This is a genomic window from Enterovibrio baiacu (genome assembly GCF_004120195.1).
In the GTDB taxonomy this organism is placed as follows: Bacteria; Pseudomonadota; Gammaproteobacteria; order Enterobacterales; family Vibrionaceae; genus Enterovibrio; species Enterovibrio baiacui.
This window is the reverse complement of the sequence record NZ_SCHN01000023.1, coordinates 13,325-30,949: the sequence shown is the minus strand read 5'-3', so window position 1 is coordinate 30,949 and position 17,625 is coordinate 13,325. Positions and strand designations below refer to the sequence as shown.

Sequence of the window (17,625 nt, the reverse complement as noted above, 5' to 3'; positions counted from 1 at the left end):
TTTCTTTCTCAACCATATGGCAAGATAAAGCGTGAGGTTTGTTCAAAAATTGAATATGCCAGTAATAAAGACGCAAAGGAAACACAAGTTTGGGATGGGTGAATGACTGATTGGATGCCAATGGCAGCCGTAACGCTCTTGGTCGGTTTTCTTATCGGTACGTTTTGGGCGTCTCGCCGTCGTGTTGTATCGAAGAAAACATGGCAAGCGTACCTATCAAACCTCTATTCTCCCAAAGCCATGATCGGTGTGGAGGATGGTAAGATCCTGTTTGCTAACAGGGGATTTGTGCGTCTTTTTAATGTCGAAACCGTCAATGGACAACTTGAACTAAAAGGGACAAGCGACAAAGCCACGTTTGAATCGTTACTGAAATACCGTCGCTGGCCTTTGCCCTTTATCGATGTCACTGCCGACTTTAGGACGGTTTCAAACCGCAATGCGCCAAGGTATGCGCGTTTTTCTGGCCTTCCCGTCTGGTGTAGTGGCCAGCGAGCGTGGATTATCTCCCTCGAGCCTGAATCTGAAAGCGTTTATAGCGAGCCTTTCGCCAACAACGACAATCATATCTTTCGCAGTGTTATCAACTCTCTGGCTGAACTGGTGTGCTTTCAGGACAGAGACGGACGCATTGTTGGCACCAACAACGCGTTTGATCGTTTTTGGAAAGGGCGAGAAGACGAGGGCTTATTCTTCAATGCGGAAGATAACTTCGAGAGCCGCCGAACCCAACAAAGTTGGACGACCACACCCGCCGGTGACAGTTGCTTGCTCGAAACCAGTCAAACGGTGCTTCGAAATAACGACAATCGCATCTATGGCACGCTGAGCATTAGCCACGACGTGACCAACTGGCACATGATGCAAGAAGTTTTAGAACAAGAGATCGCCGCGAGACAAGAAGTCGAACAACGCTTGAAGCAACACAGTAATGTGTTGGCCTCTATCTTCGAAGCCAGTGTTGATCCCATTGGCATCTACAACTCTTCCTACGTTTTTCTTGGCGGAAATGCGGCGTTTGCCGAAGCCATGGGCGCACCGCATGACAACCTCGAAGGGCAGCAGGCGGCGGATTTGATGGATCCGGATGTATTGGCGGATCATAAGCGCGTCGATGTGCCTGTGCTGAAAGAAGGCAAGACCATCAAGTATGAAGACTTGGTGATGAAGCGCGATGGCTCGCACGTCTGGTATGAATTAACCAAAACCCAATTCCGCGATCCGACGGATGACACTATCGGCGTCTTAGTTATCGCCCGTGATGTCACGGCTCGAAAAGCAACGCAACAAGAACTCGCGGACGCTATCATGGAGCTTGAGGAATTGAGCTTCGTTGATGGTCTAACAAAAGTGGCGAATCGGCGTAGCTTTGACGAGCAGCTCGTGAAAATGTGGCACTCCCACATTCGTGAGCAAGAACCGCTCTCTCTTATTCTTTGCGACATTGACTACTTCAAGCCTTACAACGACAACTATGGCCATCAGCAAGGCGATAAAGCCCTGCGCATTGTGGCGGAAGTGTTCCTCGATGTGATCAGACGGCCACTCGATGCAGTTGCGCGGTATGGGGGAGAAGAATTTGCCATCTTGCTGCCAAACACGTCGGAAGAGGGTGCGGTGTATGTGGCTGAAAAAATTGCAGATGCGCTGGCGCGCGCCAATATTGAACATGGATTCTCTTCTGCCTCAACGCGCTTGAGCCTGAGTCAGGGTGTGGCGACCATTTTACCCGTTCAAGGGCAAGATTATGGTGATTTGGTCTTGGCTGCTGATAAAGCCCTTTATCGCGCAAAACACGCCGGACGAAACCGCATAGCGTCGACAAACCTCGTGGCTGATCGCGTCTAAATCACACAAGCGACGACAAACACTGCGTATTCCCACACAGCCTCTCATTGAACGTATTGAGAGGCTGTGGATCCTGTCTCTTGACGTTATTTCGACATATAAGGGGCGTTTCGACGCCTTTTTCTTTAGCTTGTTCTGGGTGCTCGCTATTATGTTGCTTCAGAACCGTTGATCAGGAAGTTCAATGAAGCAAATAAAACTCTTGGCACAATACTACGTCGATTTATTGGTGAAGTTAGGTATTGTCCGATTCAGCATGTTGCTGGCCCTCGCGCTTGTTGCGCTGGCTGTTGTGGTGCAAGTGGCCATTACACTTGTGCTCAATGGTAGCGTTCATGACAGCGACATCGTTCGCTCCGTCTTTTTTGGCCTTCTTATCACACCTTGGGCCGTGTATTTCCTTTCTGTGGTTGTCGATCAACTTGAAGAGTCTCGTCAACGGTTGACGAAACTTGTCGCCAAGCTTGAAGAGATGCGTTCTCGCGACATGGAGCTTAACCGCCAACTCACCGATAATATTGCCCAGCTCAATTTAGAAATTGAAGAGCGTAAGCGTGCAGAAGAAGCGCGCGAAGAGGCCATGCTCGATCTTGAAAACGAAGTTTATCAACGTGAAAAAGCCCAGTTAGAACTGGCAGAGCAGACCGCATTACTGCGTTCTTTTATCGATGCGTCGCCTGATCTCATTTATTACCGAAATGAACGTGGTCAATTCTCAGGCTGTAACAAAGCGATGGAGGAGCTTACCGGTAAGAAAGAAAAAGAGTTGGTCGGCCTAACGCCTTGGGATGTTTACAGCGAAGATGTGGCGAGCAAGGTTGTTGAAACCGATCAGCAAGTCTTTGATAACAATGTGTCTTTGACCTATGAGCAATGGCTGGAGTACGACGATGGCCAGAAAGCATACTTTGAACTGCGCAAATTGCCGTTTTATTCCCGTGATGGACGCCGCTTAGGTCTGGTTGGTTTTGGTCGAGAGATCACTGAGCGTAAGCGCTACCAAGATGCATTGGAGAAAGCGAGCCGTGACAAAACGGCCTTTATTTCTACCATAAGCCACGAACTCCGAACCCCACTTAACGGCATCGTCGGTTTGAGCCGTATGTTGCTGGATACCCGATTATCGAATGAGCAACTGGGGTATTTACGCACGATTCACGTCAGTGCGATTACCTTAGGGAATATCTTTAACGACATTATCGACCTCGATAAATCGGATCGTAGCCGCTTGGAGCTTCTTCCACAGCCGATAGATTTACCCGATTTCGTTACCGAGATTGAAAACATCAGTGGTTTGATGGCGGAACAAAAGGGCCTGCGTTTTTCACTCGATCGCATGACGTCATTCCCTGCGGCAGTGAGCGTGGATGGCACCCGCTTACGCCAAATCCTTTGGAACTTGGTGGGCAACGCCGTGAAGTTCACGAAGCAGGGGGCGGTGAATGTCGCGGTCAGTTGCGACGTTGAAGACCAAATGGCGCACCTTCAATTTGATATTGAAGACAGTGGTATCGGCATTCCGTTTGAAGAACAAAAGAAAATCTTCGCCATGTACTACCAAGTGAAGCAAGGTGAAGACAATCTGCATGCCGTGGGAACAGGCATTGGATTGGCAGTATCGAGAAAACTGGCGCGCTTGATGGGCGGTGACATAACGGTAGACAGTGAGGAAGGAGAAGGGAGCACGTTTACCGTGACGCTCAGCGTACCGCTTTGTGATGCCGTTGAAAGCCAAGAGCGTGTGATAACAGAGCAAAGCCCACTGCAAATTCTGCTGGTGGAAGACATTGAACTGAACATCACCGTTGCTGTGAACTTGCTGGAGAGCTTTGGTCATACGGTGACAGTTGCGCGATGTGGCAAAGAAGCACTAGAGACATTCCCAACCGCACACTTTGATCTTTTATTGCTGGATATCCAGTTACCAGATATGACAGGGTTTGATATCGCAGCGCAATTGCGGAGTGGCGACGCACCTTTACCGCCTTTGGTGGCGTTGACTGCGAATGTCATAAAAGACAAATCCGAATACATTCAACGTGGCATGGATGACGCTATTAGCAAACCGATCAGCGTGGCTGCGGTAACGGATGTGATTGAGCGATTAGCGCTTCAATGCCCATTGAGTAAAGGACATACACCTGTGGTTGAACCGAAGAAACCTGGAAACGAGCTCTACGAAACACTGCTCGATCTCGAAATGCTGCGCTCATACGTGGATATTGTGGGCCCAGAGCCTGTTTACCAAAGCATCAAGATGTTCGAAGAAGTGATGCCAGATTACATTCATATCTTAGACAGCAATATGACTGCCAAAGATCAGGATGGCATTGCCAGCGAAGCGCACAAAATCAAAGGCGCGGCTGGATCGATTGGTTTGAAGCATATTCAGAAAGTCGCTCAGAAAGCACAATCGCCAGAGCTACCTGCTTGGTGGGAGAACATCGCGGATTGGGTGGATGAAATCAAAGAAGGCTATAAGCACGATTTAACGGTGCTGAAACAATGGCTGGATGAATACAGCAAGTAGTGATGAAAGAAGGGATGAAAGTGAAGGCTTTTGTCCCTTTTCTTTTTCGCTGATCTTTCTGGGCTTTTCTACGCGTCGTACTGATGAAATGACGGGATAAGTGCTTCGGCTAAGGCTGGATTGATAGGGTGAGTTGCGGCCAGTAGAGACACTGACGCCATACCTAAAAAGAGAAAACAAAAAGGCCTGCAATGCAGGCCTTTTTAATCTGTGTCGTTTTGCGTGAGCGAAGATTAAATGTCTTCTAGCTCGCCGCAGAAACGGTAACCTTCGCCGTGGATAGTAGCGATGATTTCTGGTGTGTCACCAAATGACTCGAAGTGCTTACGGATACGACGAATGGTGACGTCAACCGTACGGTCATGTGGTTTCAATTCACGGCCAGTCATCTTCTTAAGAAGGTCTGCGCGTGTTTGGATTTTGCCTGGGTTTTCACAGAAGTGCAGCAGAGCACGGAACTCAGAACGTGGCAGTTTGAATTGCTCGTTGTCTGGGCTGATCAGTGAACGGCTGTTGATATCCAGTACCCAGTTGTTGAATACGTAACGCTCTACAGAACGTTTGTCTTCTGGTACTGCACCTTGGCTCATTGCACGGGTCAAAAGGTTACGCGCACGGATGGTCAGTTCACGTGGGTTAAATGGTTTGGTGATGTAATCGTCAGCGCCAATTTCCAAGCCTAGGATCTTGTCTACTTCGTTATCACGACCAGTTAGGAACATCAGAGCCATGTCGCCTTGCTCGCGAAGTTCGCGTGCTAGCAGCAGGCCATTTTTACCTGGCAGGTTGATGTCCATGATCACCAGGTGTACCTGATTGTTGGAAAGCACTTGGTGCATTTCCTCGCCATCGTTGGCTTCCAGTACTGTGTAACCTTCCGCTTCAAAGATGCTTTTCAGCGTGTTACGCGTTACGTGTTCGTCTTCTACAATCAGAATATGAGGGGTTTGCATTGGCGTTACCTAATTTCTTTAAGGAATCTGGTATTTAACAATCACAGAATATGTTGATTCTATGAAAAAAATTTACAAACAGGAAAAGTACCTAGAAAGCCACTCTTCGACTTCAAAAGCATACTTCCCTGATCCGAACGCCATCCTTAGAGAAGGTTTTTGCTGAAGCGTAATTTTACGCTGCATGCTACTGATCAAATCATTTTGGTCAGCAAATCCATTGGATAGCGCTGATTGTATTCATTTAACAGCGTGCTAACAATAATTAGTAATAAATCAACGCGATTTTTTTTAATCTTTATTGATATACGTCAATCTCGGCGAAAGTCGTCCCAAAAAGGGGAATATCACCTCGATACTTGGCCGATTCTTTAAGAGTACGTTTAAACATTTTCGTACTATTACAACAGGTGTGAAAATTGTGTAAAGAGATTTCGCGCCAGCGCGGGTATCTCACCATGTTGTCGCATAACGGTCAACCACTTCGCCTTGAGAGCCATGCGTCTGTCACTTCACGTTTTTCCAAATTGTGCAGCAATCCGCAGAGGGAAATTAAATATAGCAATAAGGTATTGATGCGGATGATTAAATTATCTTCAGTTGCTTTGGCAGTGTTTACATCTGAGTAGCACGGAGCAATTGAGATTGATGCCATTTTGAGTGTTTGAGATATCTGGTTCTTGAACGCCCCCGTCATTTGCTAAAAACAGCGAGTCGTGAAAGTTTGGCTACAGTTAGGGCTGAAAACGCGCAATGAAGGTGATTCGTTGCTTGAGCATTTAAGAAAAGCATGAAAAGGCATGGAGGCACTATGAACGACTTACTTCCTGATTTGAGTGATGAGCACGGTGACAATGTTCAATGGTTACCTATCCAATGGCGTGATTTCGGTGGTGAATCCATCTTCTCAGGTCAGGTTGAAACCCTGCATTGCGTGGAAGATAACTCCAAAGTGAGGGAGTTGGTCAACCAACCCGGAAATGGTCGGGTCTTGGTTGTTGATGGGCAGGGCAGCCTCAACAAAGCGTTGCTGGGCGATTTATTGGCAGAGCGAGCCGTAGAAAATAACTGGAAAGGCATTGTCATTTTCGGTGCGGTGAGAGATGCCGGCGCACTCAGTACCATGCCGCTTGGGGTGAAAGCGTTGGGGGTGTGTCCGATCAAAACAGAAAAACTGGGCGCGGGAGAGGTTGGCGTGACGCTAGAACTTGGTGGCGTGTCCATTGCGTCTGGGGACTATCTGTATGCTGATCTTAACGGCGTGATGGTCAGTAAGGTCTCTGTTTACTGAAACGAGACTGCCAATAGAGGGTGTCGGTTAAAAGCGGTATCCGACACCAAGTTGGTATTGGGCGGATGCCGAAGGCTCTTGGTTTAGTGAATAATCAAAACGCGCTTCAACATTGAGGTGCTCGGTGAGCTGCAATTTACTGCCCATCCCAACAATGCCTACCGTCTCATCATTCTTGCGCTCGGCTTGAACATTGCTTTCAAAACTGAGCTTTTCGTTAAAGCTGTATTGAATACCGCTCAACAAACCTTTGGCGCTTGTTGACTCGCTGGTGGTGGTGCGCATTTCAGTGGCAAGGTAAAGATTAATGTTCTTGAGCACGGGGTAGTGATACCCGCTATTGATCGTCCAACTGTCGAACCCGTTATACCCGCTGGTGATTGAATTTGAAAACCACGGCTTGCGTGTGTCTTCCTCTATATATTCATAGAGCGGGAGGGAATCTTGTGCAGCACTGAAAAATGCCACGCATTGAAGAGTGGCTGCGAGCAAAAGTTTGTTCATTTACGCCACTCCTTTTTCGTTATTTTTATGATTAAGTGTCTAGTCTAGTCCACTCGTTTCAGTTTTGATAAGAGGCGTGCCAGTTTTTTTCAACAATTGGGAATTGTCGCAGTGTCAGTAAGTTGCCGCCCTTTCTTACCCTCCAAAATAAAAGCAAACGGCGTGCCTAAATGGCACGCCGGTCAAGGTCTAAATCACATTTTAGTCCTGAGAATATTGAAACGACATTCATCGCTGTAAGGGAATACATCGTTGAACTGGCCTTGCTGAATATTGTTTTGTAATTGCTTCCAATAGTCAGCCTCGAACAAGTCCGAATGCAGTTCGTTGAAGAGCGAACGTATTTTCGGGTTGATCAGTAAGAAGGTACGGAACTCCTCGGGGAAGACATCATACTCGCCCACGCTGTACCAAGGTTCAGCTGCCATCTCATCTTCAGGGAAGCGAGGCGGTGGAATACGCCTAAAGTTCACTTCCGTCAGGTACATGATTTCATCGTAATCGTAGAAGATAACGCGGCTATGTCTGGAGACACCAAAGTTCTTAAACAGCATGTCTCCCGCAAAGATGTTTGCGGCCGCAAGTTGCTTAATGGCGTCGCCATATTCTTGTACGGCTTCTCTGAGTTCGTCTTCATTGGCCTGCTCAAGATAGATATTGAGCGGGATCATGCGCCGTTCCATATACAAATGGCTGATATGGACTTCTTTGCTGGTCAGCTTGATCAGAGAGGGTGCAACCTCCATGAGCTCTTCAATCAATTCCTCACTGAAGCGCTCTCTTGGAAAAATAAAATTGCGGTAATCCAAGGTGTCCGCCATTCGACCGACACGATCATGCTCTTTTACCAATTGGTACTTCTCTTTGACAACGGCATGCGTGATGTCTTTTTGTGGAGCGAACTTGTCTTTAATGATCTTAAACACGAAGCCATAGGAAGGCAGGGTGAACACAGACATCACCATCCCTTTGATGCCGGGGGCGATGACGAATTGGTCGTCCGAGTTATCCATGTGGTGGAGGAATTCTCGATACAGTTCCGTTTTACCGTGTTTCTGACAACCGATGGCTGTGTAGAGCTGTGCCGGTGTTTTATGAGGCATCAACTGGCTAAGGAAATCGACCAAGGCCGCTGGTGCAGGGGCATAAACCATAAAGTAAGAACGCGCGAAGCCGAAAATGACGCTGACATCGTCTGAATCAGAGATGCAGGCATCCACCACCAACTCGCCCTCTTCATTGATCAAAATCGGGATCACTAATGGGCGCGTTTGGTTCGCCATTTCAATACGGCCAATCAAATAGGCCGCTTTGTTTCGGTAGAAAGGCTCACGCACCATGTCCACGATGATTTCGCTGGTCAGTTGGGGTCCCAAGCGAAGTTGCAGTGCTTCAACAATGCGTTGAACATCGCGTGCTTTGTTCTCCCACGCCAAAGAAAAAGGGGTGTCGTCCAGCAAACGCTCAATGGTATGAATCAGGTTTTTGTTGCTGGCGTATCGCTTGAGCAATGGCGTTGGATATTTAGGAATGCGTCCGCCTTGCGAGCTGTTAACGAATAACTTGTCGCGGCGAATATTGCGATGATCGAAGATGCGGCAATACACAGAGTTAAAGAAGCTCTCTGCAATGTCATAACGAGGGTAATCATCAAGGAGTTGGCTATACGCATCTTTGACGCCCATGAGGAATGAGCGCGTTGCGTGTTGTTTATCGAGCATGGTTTTGAGTTGCTGGGCGACCAAGCCGACATGAAGATCGTAAAAGTTAATACGTTTTTTCAATGCCGATTGTACGTTTTTCCAGTCTTGCTGCTCGAAACGCTCTTGGGCGCCAGCGGTTACATCAAGAAAGCGACCATACATGGCGTCTGAGCCTTGTAAAATTGTCGCTGCGACGAGTTGCTCCATTGCTTCTGCCACGGTTCCCTCCTTGTAATAGATGCTTTTTTCATCACTTTTCAATCCACTATGTCTTGATGATGACTATTGCGCAAGAAGTAACCTCAGGAATGCTGCGCTTTCTCATCTTTTAAAATGGTTAACTAAGAGTTGCGAAATGCTGCGTTTTTTTGAGAGATAACTTAAATTTTTGTTGACCTAGTAACCCGCTTTGGGTAAAGGTTATAAAAACGCAGCAAGGAAGTTCTAAAACATGCTTCAATCAGCCACAACCCGTTTCACTATTACCATTATTACCGGCACTACGTGTGCAGGTGCGGGCTGATTTGCACAGAATTTTTTAAAAAAGCCCGTACCCCACAAGGTGCGGGCTTTTTTTCATTAGTTTACTTATGAATTAGAAAGCTCAGGATGGAGCTGGAGGAAAGGATGCGAGTTTTAAAGTTTGGGGGAACATCCCTCGCGAATGCGGAACGATTTAGTAGAGCCGCAGAAATCATTACCAGCAATACCTGTCAAAGCGACGTATCCGCTGTACTTTCTGCACCAGCAAAAATCACCAATGCGCTTGTCGCAGTGATTGATAACACGGTTAAGCACGGTGAGGCAGAGCGCCAAGTTGCCGAAATCCACGCCATATTCAGCGCCCTCTTTGATGGTCTGGATGAAATGGAAGAAACCTTCGATAAAGCGCCGCTTTACCTCGAACTGGATAAAACACTGAATCAGCTGAAACAATACATCCACGGTATTGCGCTTCTAGGCTTGTGTCCTGACAACATCTACGCACGCATCATCAGTAAAGGTGAGCGCCTGTCTATCGCGACTATGTCAGCATTGCTGCAAGCGCGTGGTCATAAGACGTTCGTGATTGACCCTGTGCACTATCTGCAAGCGAAAGGTGATTACCTTGAAGCCATGGTCGACATTGAAGTGTCTTCAGATAACTTCAAGCGTGAGCCTATTCCTGCTAAGCACATCGGTTTGATGCCGGGCTTCACTGCGGCGAATGAAAAAGGTGAGCTTGTTACTTTAGGCCGTAACGGCTCTGATTACTCTGCGGCCGTTTTGGCAGCCTGTGCACGTGCTGAGTGCTGCGAGATTTGGACGGACGTGGATGGCGTTTACAGCTGTGACCCACGTTTGGTGCCAGATGCGAAGCTGCTTAAATCACTGAGCTACCAAGAGGCAATGGAGCTGTCGTATTTTGGTGCGAAAGTCCTTCACCCTAAAACCATCCTGCCTATTGCCCGTTTCCACATCCCTTGTCTGATCAAAAACACCGCGAACCCTCAAGGTGCGGGTACATTGATTGGCATCGATAACGGCGAAGACAACCTTGCAGTGAAAGGGATCACTACCCTTAGCGATCTCAGCATGGTGAACGTATCAGGCCCTGGCATGAAAGGCATGGTAGGCATGGCGGCGCGTGTGTTTGGCGCAATGTCGGCGGCGGGTGTGTCTGTCGTGTTGATTACACAGTCTTCATCAGAGTACAGCATCAGCTTCTGTATCGAGTCTGACGACAAAGCATTGGCAGAGCGCGCGTTGCATGACAGCTTTGAACTGGAACTCAAAGACGGCCTATTAGAGCCTGTTGATTTTACAGATGACGTAGCGATCGTGTCTTTGGTGGGTGATGCAATGCGCACCGCGAAAGGCGTGGCTTCTCAGTTCTTTACGTCTCTGGCGGAAGTTAACGTCAACATTGTCGCGATTGCACAGGGCTCTTCTGAGCGTTCTATTTCAGCGGTTATCCCGAACAATAAAGTGTCGGAAGCGGTGAAAGCGTGTCACGAAAACTTGTTTAACAGTAATCACTACCTCGACGTGTTTATTGTTGGTGTCGGTGGTGTTGGTGGAGAGTTGGTTGAGCAGGTGAAACGCCAGCAAGTGAAACTCGCAGAGCAAGGCATCGTGATCCGTGTTTGTGGTCTTGCGAACAGTCGCCAAATGAAACTGGACAGCAAAGGCATTGATCTAAACAACTGGCGTGAAGCGCTAGCCACTGCCGAAGAAGGCTTTAGCCTGCCAAGCATGGTGCGTTTAGTGCAACAAAACCACGTGATCAACCCAGTGTTCATTGACTGTACCTCCGATCAATCGATAGCTGACCAATATGCTGACTTCTTGTCCTCAGGCTTCCACGTGATCACCCCGAACAAGAAAGCCAACACCGCTAGCATGGCGTACTACCAGCAGCTGCGTAATTCAGCGCGCGCGCGTCGCCGTAAGTTCATGTATGACACCACGGTAGGTGCGGGCTTGCCTGTTATCGAAAACTTGCAGAATCTGATTGCAGCGGGTGACGAACTTGAAAAATTCACCGGTATCTTGTCGGGCTCAATGTCGCACATCTTCGGTAAGTTGGATGAAGGCCAAAGCTTTAGCGAGGCAACAACCGTTGCGCGTGAAAGTGGCTTCACCGAGCCCGATCCTCGTGATGACCTATCGGGAATGGATGTGGCACGTAAGCTATTGATCCTTGCGCGTGAAGCGGGCATGAACTTAGAGCTTGAAGATGTTGATGTTGAGCCGGCGCTTCCACCAGGCTTTGATGCGTCAGGTGATGTAGATGCATTCATGGCGAAACTGCCAGAGGCCGATGCTTACTTTGACAAAATCGCGGGCGAAGCGCGCAGCGAAGGCAAAGTGTTGCGCTATGTTGGTAGCATCGACAACGGTCAATGCTCTGTGAAGATCCAAGCGGTTGATGCAGATGACCCTATGTTCAAGATCAAAGAAGGCGAGAATGCGCTCGCGTTCTACAGCCGTTACTACCAACCGATTCCATTGGTACTGCGAGGTTACGGTGCGGGTACTGAAGTCACCGCGGCGGGTGTGTTCGCAGACTTGATGCGTACACTTGGCTGGAAACTGGGGGTTTAACCATGAGTGTTGTGGTTTACGCACCAGCGTCTATCGGTAACGTCAGTGTGGGTTTTGACGTGTTGGGGGCGGCAGTGTCGCCTGTTGATGGCACCTTATTGGGCGACCGCGTCTTAGTGACCGACGGTGGCGATGTGCCATTTTCTCTCAACTGTGTTGGCGGCTTTGTTGATAAGCTGCCGACCGACCCGAAAGAAAACATCGTTTATCAAAGCTACTTGGTCTTTTGTCGTGAAATGGAAAAACATGGCGCGACAGTTCGCCCCGTGTCCATGACACTGGAAAAGAACATGCCGATTGGCTCTGGGCTGGGGTCCAGTGCATGTTCCATTGTGGCAGCATTGGATGCGCTTAACCGTTTCCATGATAACGCCCTTGATGAGACCACCTTGTTGGCGCTAATGGGGGAAATGGAAGCGGCTATTTCTGGTAGCTTGCACTACGACAATGTTGCCCCTTGTTACCTCGGCGGTTTGCAGTTGATGGTTGAGCAAAACGGCATCATCAGCCAGCAAGTGCCCTGTTTCGATGAATGGTACTGGGTCATGGCGTACCCGGGTATTAAAGTGCCGACCGCTGAAGCACGTGCCATTTTGCCTGCGCAATATCGTCGCCAAGATGTGATTAATCATGGCCGTCATCTGGCAGGCTTCATCCATGGCTGTTACTCTGGTCAGCCGCAATTGGCAGCGAGTATGATCAAAGATGTGGTTGCAGAACCGTATCGTGAGAAATTGCTGCCAGGGTTTGCACAAGCTCGACGCTATGCAGCGGAAGCCGGCGCGCTTGCGACTGGCATCTCAGGCTCAGGCCCAACACTCTTTAGCATTACCGATGATAAAGAGATTGCCGAGCGCGTGGCGAAGTGGCTACAGGATAACTACGTTCAAAATGAAGAAGGATTTGTCCACGTCTGTCGATTGGATGTGACCGGATCGACCGTGACAGGAAGTGAACTATGAAGCTTTACAATATCAAGGAAAACGACGAGCAGGTCTCGTTTGGACAAGCAGTAAAACAAGGTCTTGGTCGTAATCAAGGCTTGTTCTTCCCAAGTGAATTACCCGCATTTGATGATGTTGATGCACTGCTAGAGAAAGATTTCGTTTCTCGCAGCACCGACATCTTGTCTGCATTTATCGGCGACGAACTGCCACAAGAAACCGTGCGTTCAATGGTTGAAAATGCATTTCAATTCCCTGCAAAAGTCGAGAAAGTGACTGACAGTGTTAGCGCATTGGAGTTGTTCCACGGCCCGACGCTGGCGTTTAAAGACTTTGGTGGTCGCTTTATGGCGCAATCACTGGCTGCCGTTTCTGACGGCGGAAAAGTCACCATTTTGACAGCAACATCGGGTGATACGGGTGCTGCGGTAGCACATGCGTTTTACGGCATGGAAAACATCAACGTCGTTATCTTGTACCCGAAAGGTAAAATCAGCCCACTGCAGGAAAAACTGTTCTGTACCTTGGGTGGCAACATTCACACCGTCGCAGTGAACGGCACTTTTGATGATTGCCAAGCGATGGTGAAACAATCGTTTGATGATGCAGAGCTTCGCCAAGCGATTGGCCTTAACTCAGCGAACTCGATCAACATCAGCCGTTTGATGGCGCAGATTTGTTACTACTTCGAGGCCGCGTCTCAACTGACACCCGCACAGCGCGAAAACTTGGTGATTTCTGTGCCGAGTGGCAACTTTGGTAACTTGACGGCAGGTTTGCTAGCAAAAGCGATTGGCTTACCTATCAAGCGCTTCATTGCCGCCACCAACGTGAATGACACCGTGCCTCGCTACCTGAAAACAGGGGAGTGGACGCCAACCCCAACCATTCCAACATTGTCGAATGCGATGGACGTGAGCCAACCAAACAACTGGCCGCGTATCGAAGAGCTATGCCAACGTAAAGGTTGGGGCTTGAACGAGTTGGCGTCTGGCGCAGTGACTGACGAAGAAACGGCAGAAACACTGAAAGCCATGTTTGATGCAGGTTATCTGTGTGAACCACACGGTGCGATTGCGTACCGCTTGTTGGAAGAGCAATTGCAGGACGGTGAATACGGCTTGTTCCTTTGTACGGCGCACCCTGCGAAGTTCAAAGAATCAGTCGATGAGATTCTTGGACAAGACATCCCATTGCCAGGTCCACTGGCGAAGCATGCAGTGATGGAATTGCTGTCGGCTGAACGCGATGCTGATTTTGCTCAGATCCGCGCTTACCTCATGGAAGTGGCTGGCTAACATAGCGCCACTGAAAGGCGGAATGCAAAAACAAAAAACCGACCCTAGGGTCGGTTTTTTCATTCTAGCTATCTGTGTAGAAGAATCTATTACAGAGAGTTAGTGAAGGTACGTGCGATAACGTCACGCTGTTGTTCAACAGTCAGTGAGTTGAAACGTACTGCGTAGCCAGATACACGGATGGTTAGCTGTGGGTATTTTTCTGGGTGTGCAGCTGCATCTTCCAGTGTTTCACGCTTAAGTACGTTTACGTTCAGGTGTTGGCCACCTTCGATTTTTGCAGGTACTTCGATCGCGATGTCGCGGCTCTCGTACTCACCCAGATCAGCGGCAGGGATAACTTGGTCAGCTTCGAAGCCAGATTGTGCACAAATGCAACGCGCTTCGTTGGTTTCGCTGTCCAGCAACCAGATTGAGTTCAACAGGTTGTCGTTTGCTGCTTTAGTGATTTGAATACCAGTGATCATAAACTTTCCCCTTGATAGGCCTTAGTGGTTTTATTTTTCCATCTTTTGATGAGCTGGGTACTGTATACCTTACTGTCTGTAAGGTTATTTTGATTTTGGTCAAATTACAACTAAAATATGCGGGAATTCCACGCCGTGTTTCTTGTCTCACATCAATAAAATGACAAGTATTTGGTTTTAAACAATTCGATAACATGGGTGGTATGTATGAATGACTTTCATTTGTAATATAATTACTACATATTTTGTGGTTGTGTTCCCATTGAAAAAGCCTTCTTAGCACCCTTGATGTAACCTAAAATGTTGTCGGTTACTAAAGCGAATACATACCCCGCAAGAAGTGGGCGGAGAGAAAATGAAATTTATTGGAGCACACGTTTCTGCTGCGGGTGGCGTAGACAAAGCGCCTGCCAACGCGGCCGAGTTAGGCGCAAATGCGTTTGCATTGTTCACTAAAAACCAACGCCAATGGGTAGCCAAGCCGTTGGAATCCAGCACGGTTTCGGCATTTAAAGCGAATTGTCAGCGTCTGGGTTTTGTCCCTGAGGCCATTTTGCCGCATGACTCTTATCTGATTAACTTGGGGGCGCCTGAAGAAGAAAAATTGATTAAGTCGCGCGATGCATTCATCGACGAAATGCAACGCTGTGAACAATTGGGTCTGCCATTGCTCAATTTCCACCCTGGTAGCCATCTCAAGAAAATCAGTGAAGCATCGTGTTTGTCCTTGATTGCGGAATCCATCAACCTTGCGCATCAAGCCGTACCGAATGTGGTGGCGGTGATCGAGAATACCGCAGGGCAGGGCACGAATTTAGGGTGGTCATTTGAGCAGCTTGCGAGCATCATCGAGCAAGTTGAAGATAAACGGCGCGTTGGTGTCTGTATTGATACCTGTCATGCGTTTGCGGCAGGGTATGATTTACGTACACACAGTGCAGCGGAAAACACGTTCAATGCATTTGGCGACATCGTGGGGTTTGAGTTCCTTCGCGGCATGCATCTTAACGATGCCAAAACACCTCTCGGAAGCCGTGTCGACCGTCACCAAGCATTGGGTGAAGGCGAAATTGGGTTGGCGTGTTTTGAAGTGCTGATGCAAGATGCGCGATTTGATGGCATCCCACTTATTTTAGAAACCATCAAACCTGAACGTTGGGCGGAAGAGATTCGCTTATTGCGTCAATTTCAAGTCGCCACGGCGTAAGCCGTGACAGGTTGTTTTGGGTGTAGAATAACGTTTTTGAACCAAGTAAGGACGAAGTAGCAATGACAGAGGCAGTGACCTGGCATGAAGTGATCGGTCGGGAAAAAGAGCAAGATTACTTTAAACAGACCATGGCCTATGTGGCTGAGGCGCGTGAAAGTGGCACCGTGGTATTTCCTCCCGCTGAGGATGTGTTCAATGCCTTTCGCTTTACAGAACTCAGTGACGTGAAAGTGGTGATTTTAGGGCAAGACCCTTATCACGGCCCGAATCAAGCGCACGGGCTTTGCTTCTCCGTCTTACCGGGGATTAAAACCCCACCTTCACTGGTCAACATGTACAAAGAGCTCGCACAGGATATTGAGGGCTTTTCGATCCCGAATCACGGTTACTTGAAAAGCTGGGCTGATCAGGGCGTGTTGCTCCTCAATACCGTGTTGACGGTTGAACAAGGCAATGCACACTCGCATGCTCACCTTGGCTGGGAAACCTTTACTGATCGTGTGATTGAAGCGGTAAACGCGCACACTGATGGCGTTGTCTTCCTGCTTTGGGGCGCACATGCTCGCAAAAAAGGACGTGTGATTGACCGAACACGTCACCATGTATTGGAAGCGCCGCATCCTTCACCATTGTCTGCGCACCGCGGGTTCTTAGGCTGTGGGCATTTCTCTCAAACAAATCAGTTTTTGAGTGAACAAGGGAAAGCGCCGATCGATTGGCAGCCCGTCTTAGATTGATATTGCCCTTAGGGTAACTTCCTTACGCTGCAACGTTTCAAGACGTTTGTGCGTTAATGACCCGCTATCAGTGACGCTGATCGCGGGTTTTCTTATTTCCCCCCTCCCATTGAAATAACTGCGCAAAAAATGACCATGCGCAATTTGTCATCTCATGGCTTCGATAGACTGGGTAAGCTCGTGTGAATGAAGACAGGGAGGTGCTATGTTATTAGCCAGCATTCATAAAGATCACAACAATATAAACCGCTTACTGCAGTTGCTTACGGAAAAGCTGTCCGCAATCCGCGCAGAAAAAGACGTGAATTACAGCCTGATTAAAGATGTGGTTGTTTACCTGCAAGAACACGCCGAAAAATACCATCACCCCAAAGAAGACCTGATTTACCACTATTACATTGAGCATTATGTCGATGCTGAACGTGTTGCCGCGCTGGATGCTGACCATCAAGCGTTAGCAGAGCTCACGGCTGATTTTGCATTGACCATTGATATGGTTCTGATGGACGCGGTGATCCCACTGGATGTGTTTGCAGACAAGCTCAATGGCTTTGTCATGACACAACGCGCGCATTTAGAACTTGAAGAGAAATCCATCTTGCCTGTGATTGAGCGGACGATGACTGCAGGAGATTGGGATATGCTGCAAGCACGTTGGGATGAGGATGAGCATGATCCGCTGTTTGGTGAGAATGTGTCGGCGAAATTTAAGGAGCTGGCGGCGGCAATCTAACGAATCTGTGGAGGTTGCTTGTCGGGCGGTAAAATAAAAAGGCACCTTTCAAAGGTGCCTTTTACGAATCCGGCGCTGCGCACAGTATGTCGTGCGTGGGAGGTTTCTACGAACACTGAACGAGAAGGTTAAAGATCAAAATCACCGTCGTTCAAGTCACCAAGCATATCGATATCTTGTAGTTCTTTACGCAAGCGTTGCCTGTCTTGCAATGCTTCGATCTCTCTCCATTTACGTTTAGCTTGTTTGGTTCGTCCACCGCGTTGTGGGCGATCTTGGTCAAAAAGTTCGTTGAAGGCAAAGCTATCCATAATTCACCT

General features: G+C 48.4%; 14 protein-coding genes and 1 other annotated feature. Of the genes, 9 read left to right on the top strand and 5 right to left on the bottom strand.

Annotation, left to right across the window (positions count from 1 at the left end; all coding sequences use genetic code 11):
• The first annotated feature begins 102 nt into the window (after window positions 1–102).
• Window positions 103–1,848 carry a sensor domain-containing diguanylate cyclase gene (locus tag EQP46_RS20985; RefSeq protein ID WP_129495498.1) on the top strand — a complete coding sequence of 582 codons (1,746 nt, stop codon included), beginning with the start codon at window positions 103–105 and terminating at the stop codon, window positions 1,846–1,848.
• A gap of 184 nt (window positions 1,849–2,032) precedes the next feature.
• Window positions 2,033–4,378 carry an aerobic respiration two-component sensor histidine kinase ArcB gene (gene arcB / locus EQP46_RS20980; protein WP_129495497.1) on the top strand — a complete coding sequence of 782 codons (2,346 nt, stop codon included), beginning with the start codon at window positions 2,033–2,035 and terminating at the stop codon, window positions 4,376–4,378.
• A 233-nt stretch (window positions 4,379–4,611) separates the two neighbouring features.
• Here the strand turns inward: arcB and arcA are convergent, their stop codons facing one another.
• Window positions 4,612–5,331 carry a two-component system response regulator ArcA gene (arcA, locus tag EQP46_RS20975; protein WP_017011650.1) on the bottom strand — a complete coding sequence of 240 codons (720 nt, stop codon included), beginning with the start codon at window positions 5,329–5,331 and terminating at the stop codon, window positions 4,612–4,614.
• An 811-nt stretch (window positions 5,332–6,142) separates the two neighbouring features.
• Between arcA and EQP46_RS20970 the strand changes: the two genes are divergently transcribed.
• Window positions 6,143–6,622 carry a putative 4-hydroxy-4-methyl-2-oxoglutarate aldolase gene (locus EQP46_RS20970; RefSeq protein ID WP_129495496.1) on the top strand — a complete coding sequence of 160 codons (480 nt, stop codon included), beginning with the start codon at window positions 6,143–6,145 and terminating at the stop codon, window positions 6,620–6,622.
• Window positions 6,623–6,649: 27 nt separating this feature from the next.
• Here EQP46_RS20970 and EQP46_RS20965 read toward each other — a convergent pair whose 3' ends face one another.
• A complete protein-coding gene (locus EQP46_RS20965) occupies window positions 6,650–7,126 on the bottom strand; it encodes a hypothetical protein (RefSeq protein WP_129495495.1) in 477 nt (158 codons plus the stop codon).
• A gap of 194 nt (window positions 7,127–7,320) precedes the next feature.
• On the bottom strand, window positions 7,321–9,048 hold the full coding sequence (aceK, locus tag EQP46_RS20960) for a bifunctional isocitrate dehydrogenase kinase/phosphatase (RefSeq protein WP_129495494.1): 1,728 nt from the start codon (window positions 9,046–9,048) through the stop codon (window positions 7,321–7,323).
• A gap of 238 nt (window positions 9,049–9,286) precedes the next feature.
• Window positions 9,287–9,408 (top strand) — a sequence feature (Thr leader region).
• Window positions 9,409–9,456: 48 nt separating this feature from the next.
• On the opposite strand from aceK, the gene thrA reads away from it, so the two are divergent.
• From thrA to thrC, 3 genes are read left to right on the top strand one after another with little or no spacing between them, the layout of a single operon-like run.
• Window positions 9,457–11,916 carry a bifunctional aspartate kinase/homoserine dehydrogenase I gene (gene thrA, locus EQP46_RS20955; RefSeq protein WP_129495493.1) on the top strand — a complete coding sequence of 820 codons (2,460 nt, stop codon included), beginning with the start codon at window positions 9,457–9,459 and terminating at the stop codon, window positions 11,914–11,916.
• A gap of 2 nt (window positions 11,917–11,918) precedes the next feature.
• Window positions 11,919–12,878 (top strand): homoserine kinase, encoded by a 960-nt coding sequence (gene thrB, locus EQP46_RS20950; protein WP_129495492.1) that lies wholly within the window; start codon window positions 11,919–11,921, stop codon window positions 12,876–12,878.
• Window positions 12,875–14,158, top strand: coding sequence for a threonine synthase (gene thrC, locus EQP46_RS20945; RefSeq protein WP_129495491.1), 1,284 nt, complete (start codon window positions 12,875–12,877; stop codon window positions 14,156–14,158). The genes thrB and thrC overlap by 4 nt, the downstream gene beginning before the upstream one ends.
• Before the next feature lie 89 nt (window positions 14,159–14,247).
• Here the strand turns inward: thrC and grcA are convergent, their stop codons facing one another.
• Window positions 14,248–14,625 (bottom strand): autonomous glycyl radical cofactor GrcA, encoded by a 378-nt coding sequence (gene grcA, locus EQP46_RS20940; protein ID WP_129495490.1) that lies wholly within the window; start codon window positions 14,623–14,625, stop codon window positions 14,248–14,250.
• Window positions 14,626–14,980: 355 nt separating this feature from the next.
• Between grcA and nfo the strand changes: the two genes are divergently transcribed.
• The 3 genes from nfo (at window position 14,981) to EQP46_RS20925 (ending at window position 17,305) form a co-directional block, all read left to right on the top strand.
• Complete coding sequence (gene nfo / locus EQP46_RS20935) at window positions 14,981–15,832, top strand: deoxyribonuclease IV (protein ID WP_129495489.1); 852 nt, start codon at window positions 14,981–14,983, stop codon at window positions 15,830–15,832.
• A 62-nt stretch (window positions 15,833–15,894) separates the two neighbouring features.
• Window positions 15,895–16,572: a uracil-DNA glycosylase gene (ung, locus tag EQP46_RS20930; RefSeq protein WP_129495488.1), complete on the top strand. Its 678-nt coding sequence runs from the start codon at window positions 15,895–15,897 to the stop codon at window positions 16,570–16,572.
• 205 nt (window positions 16,573–16,777) lie between these two features.
• On the top strand, window positions 16,778–17,305 hold the full coding sequence (locus EQP46_RS20925; RefSeq protein ID WP_129495487.1) for a hemerythrin domain-containing protein: 528 nt from the start codon (window positions 16,778–16,780) through the stop codon (window positions 17,303–17,305).
• Window positions 17,306–17,433: 128 nt separating this feature from the next.
• Here the strand turns inward: EQP46_RS20925 and EQP46_RS20920 are convergent, their stop codons facing one another.
• Complete coding sequence (locus EQP46_RS20920; protein ID WP_129495486.1) at window positions 17,434–17,616, bottom strand: DUF3545 family protein; 183 nt, start codon at window positions 17,614–17,616, stop codon at window positions 17,434–17,436.
• Window positions 17,617–17,625 lie beyond the last annotated feature (9 nt).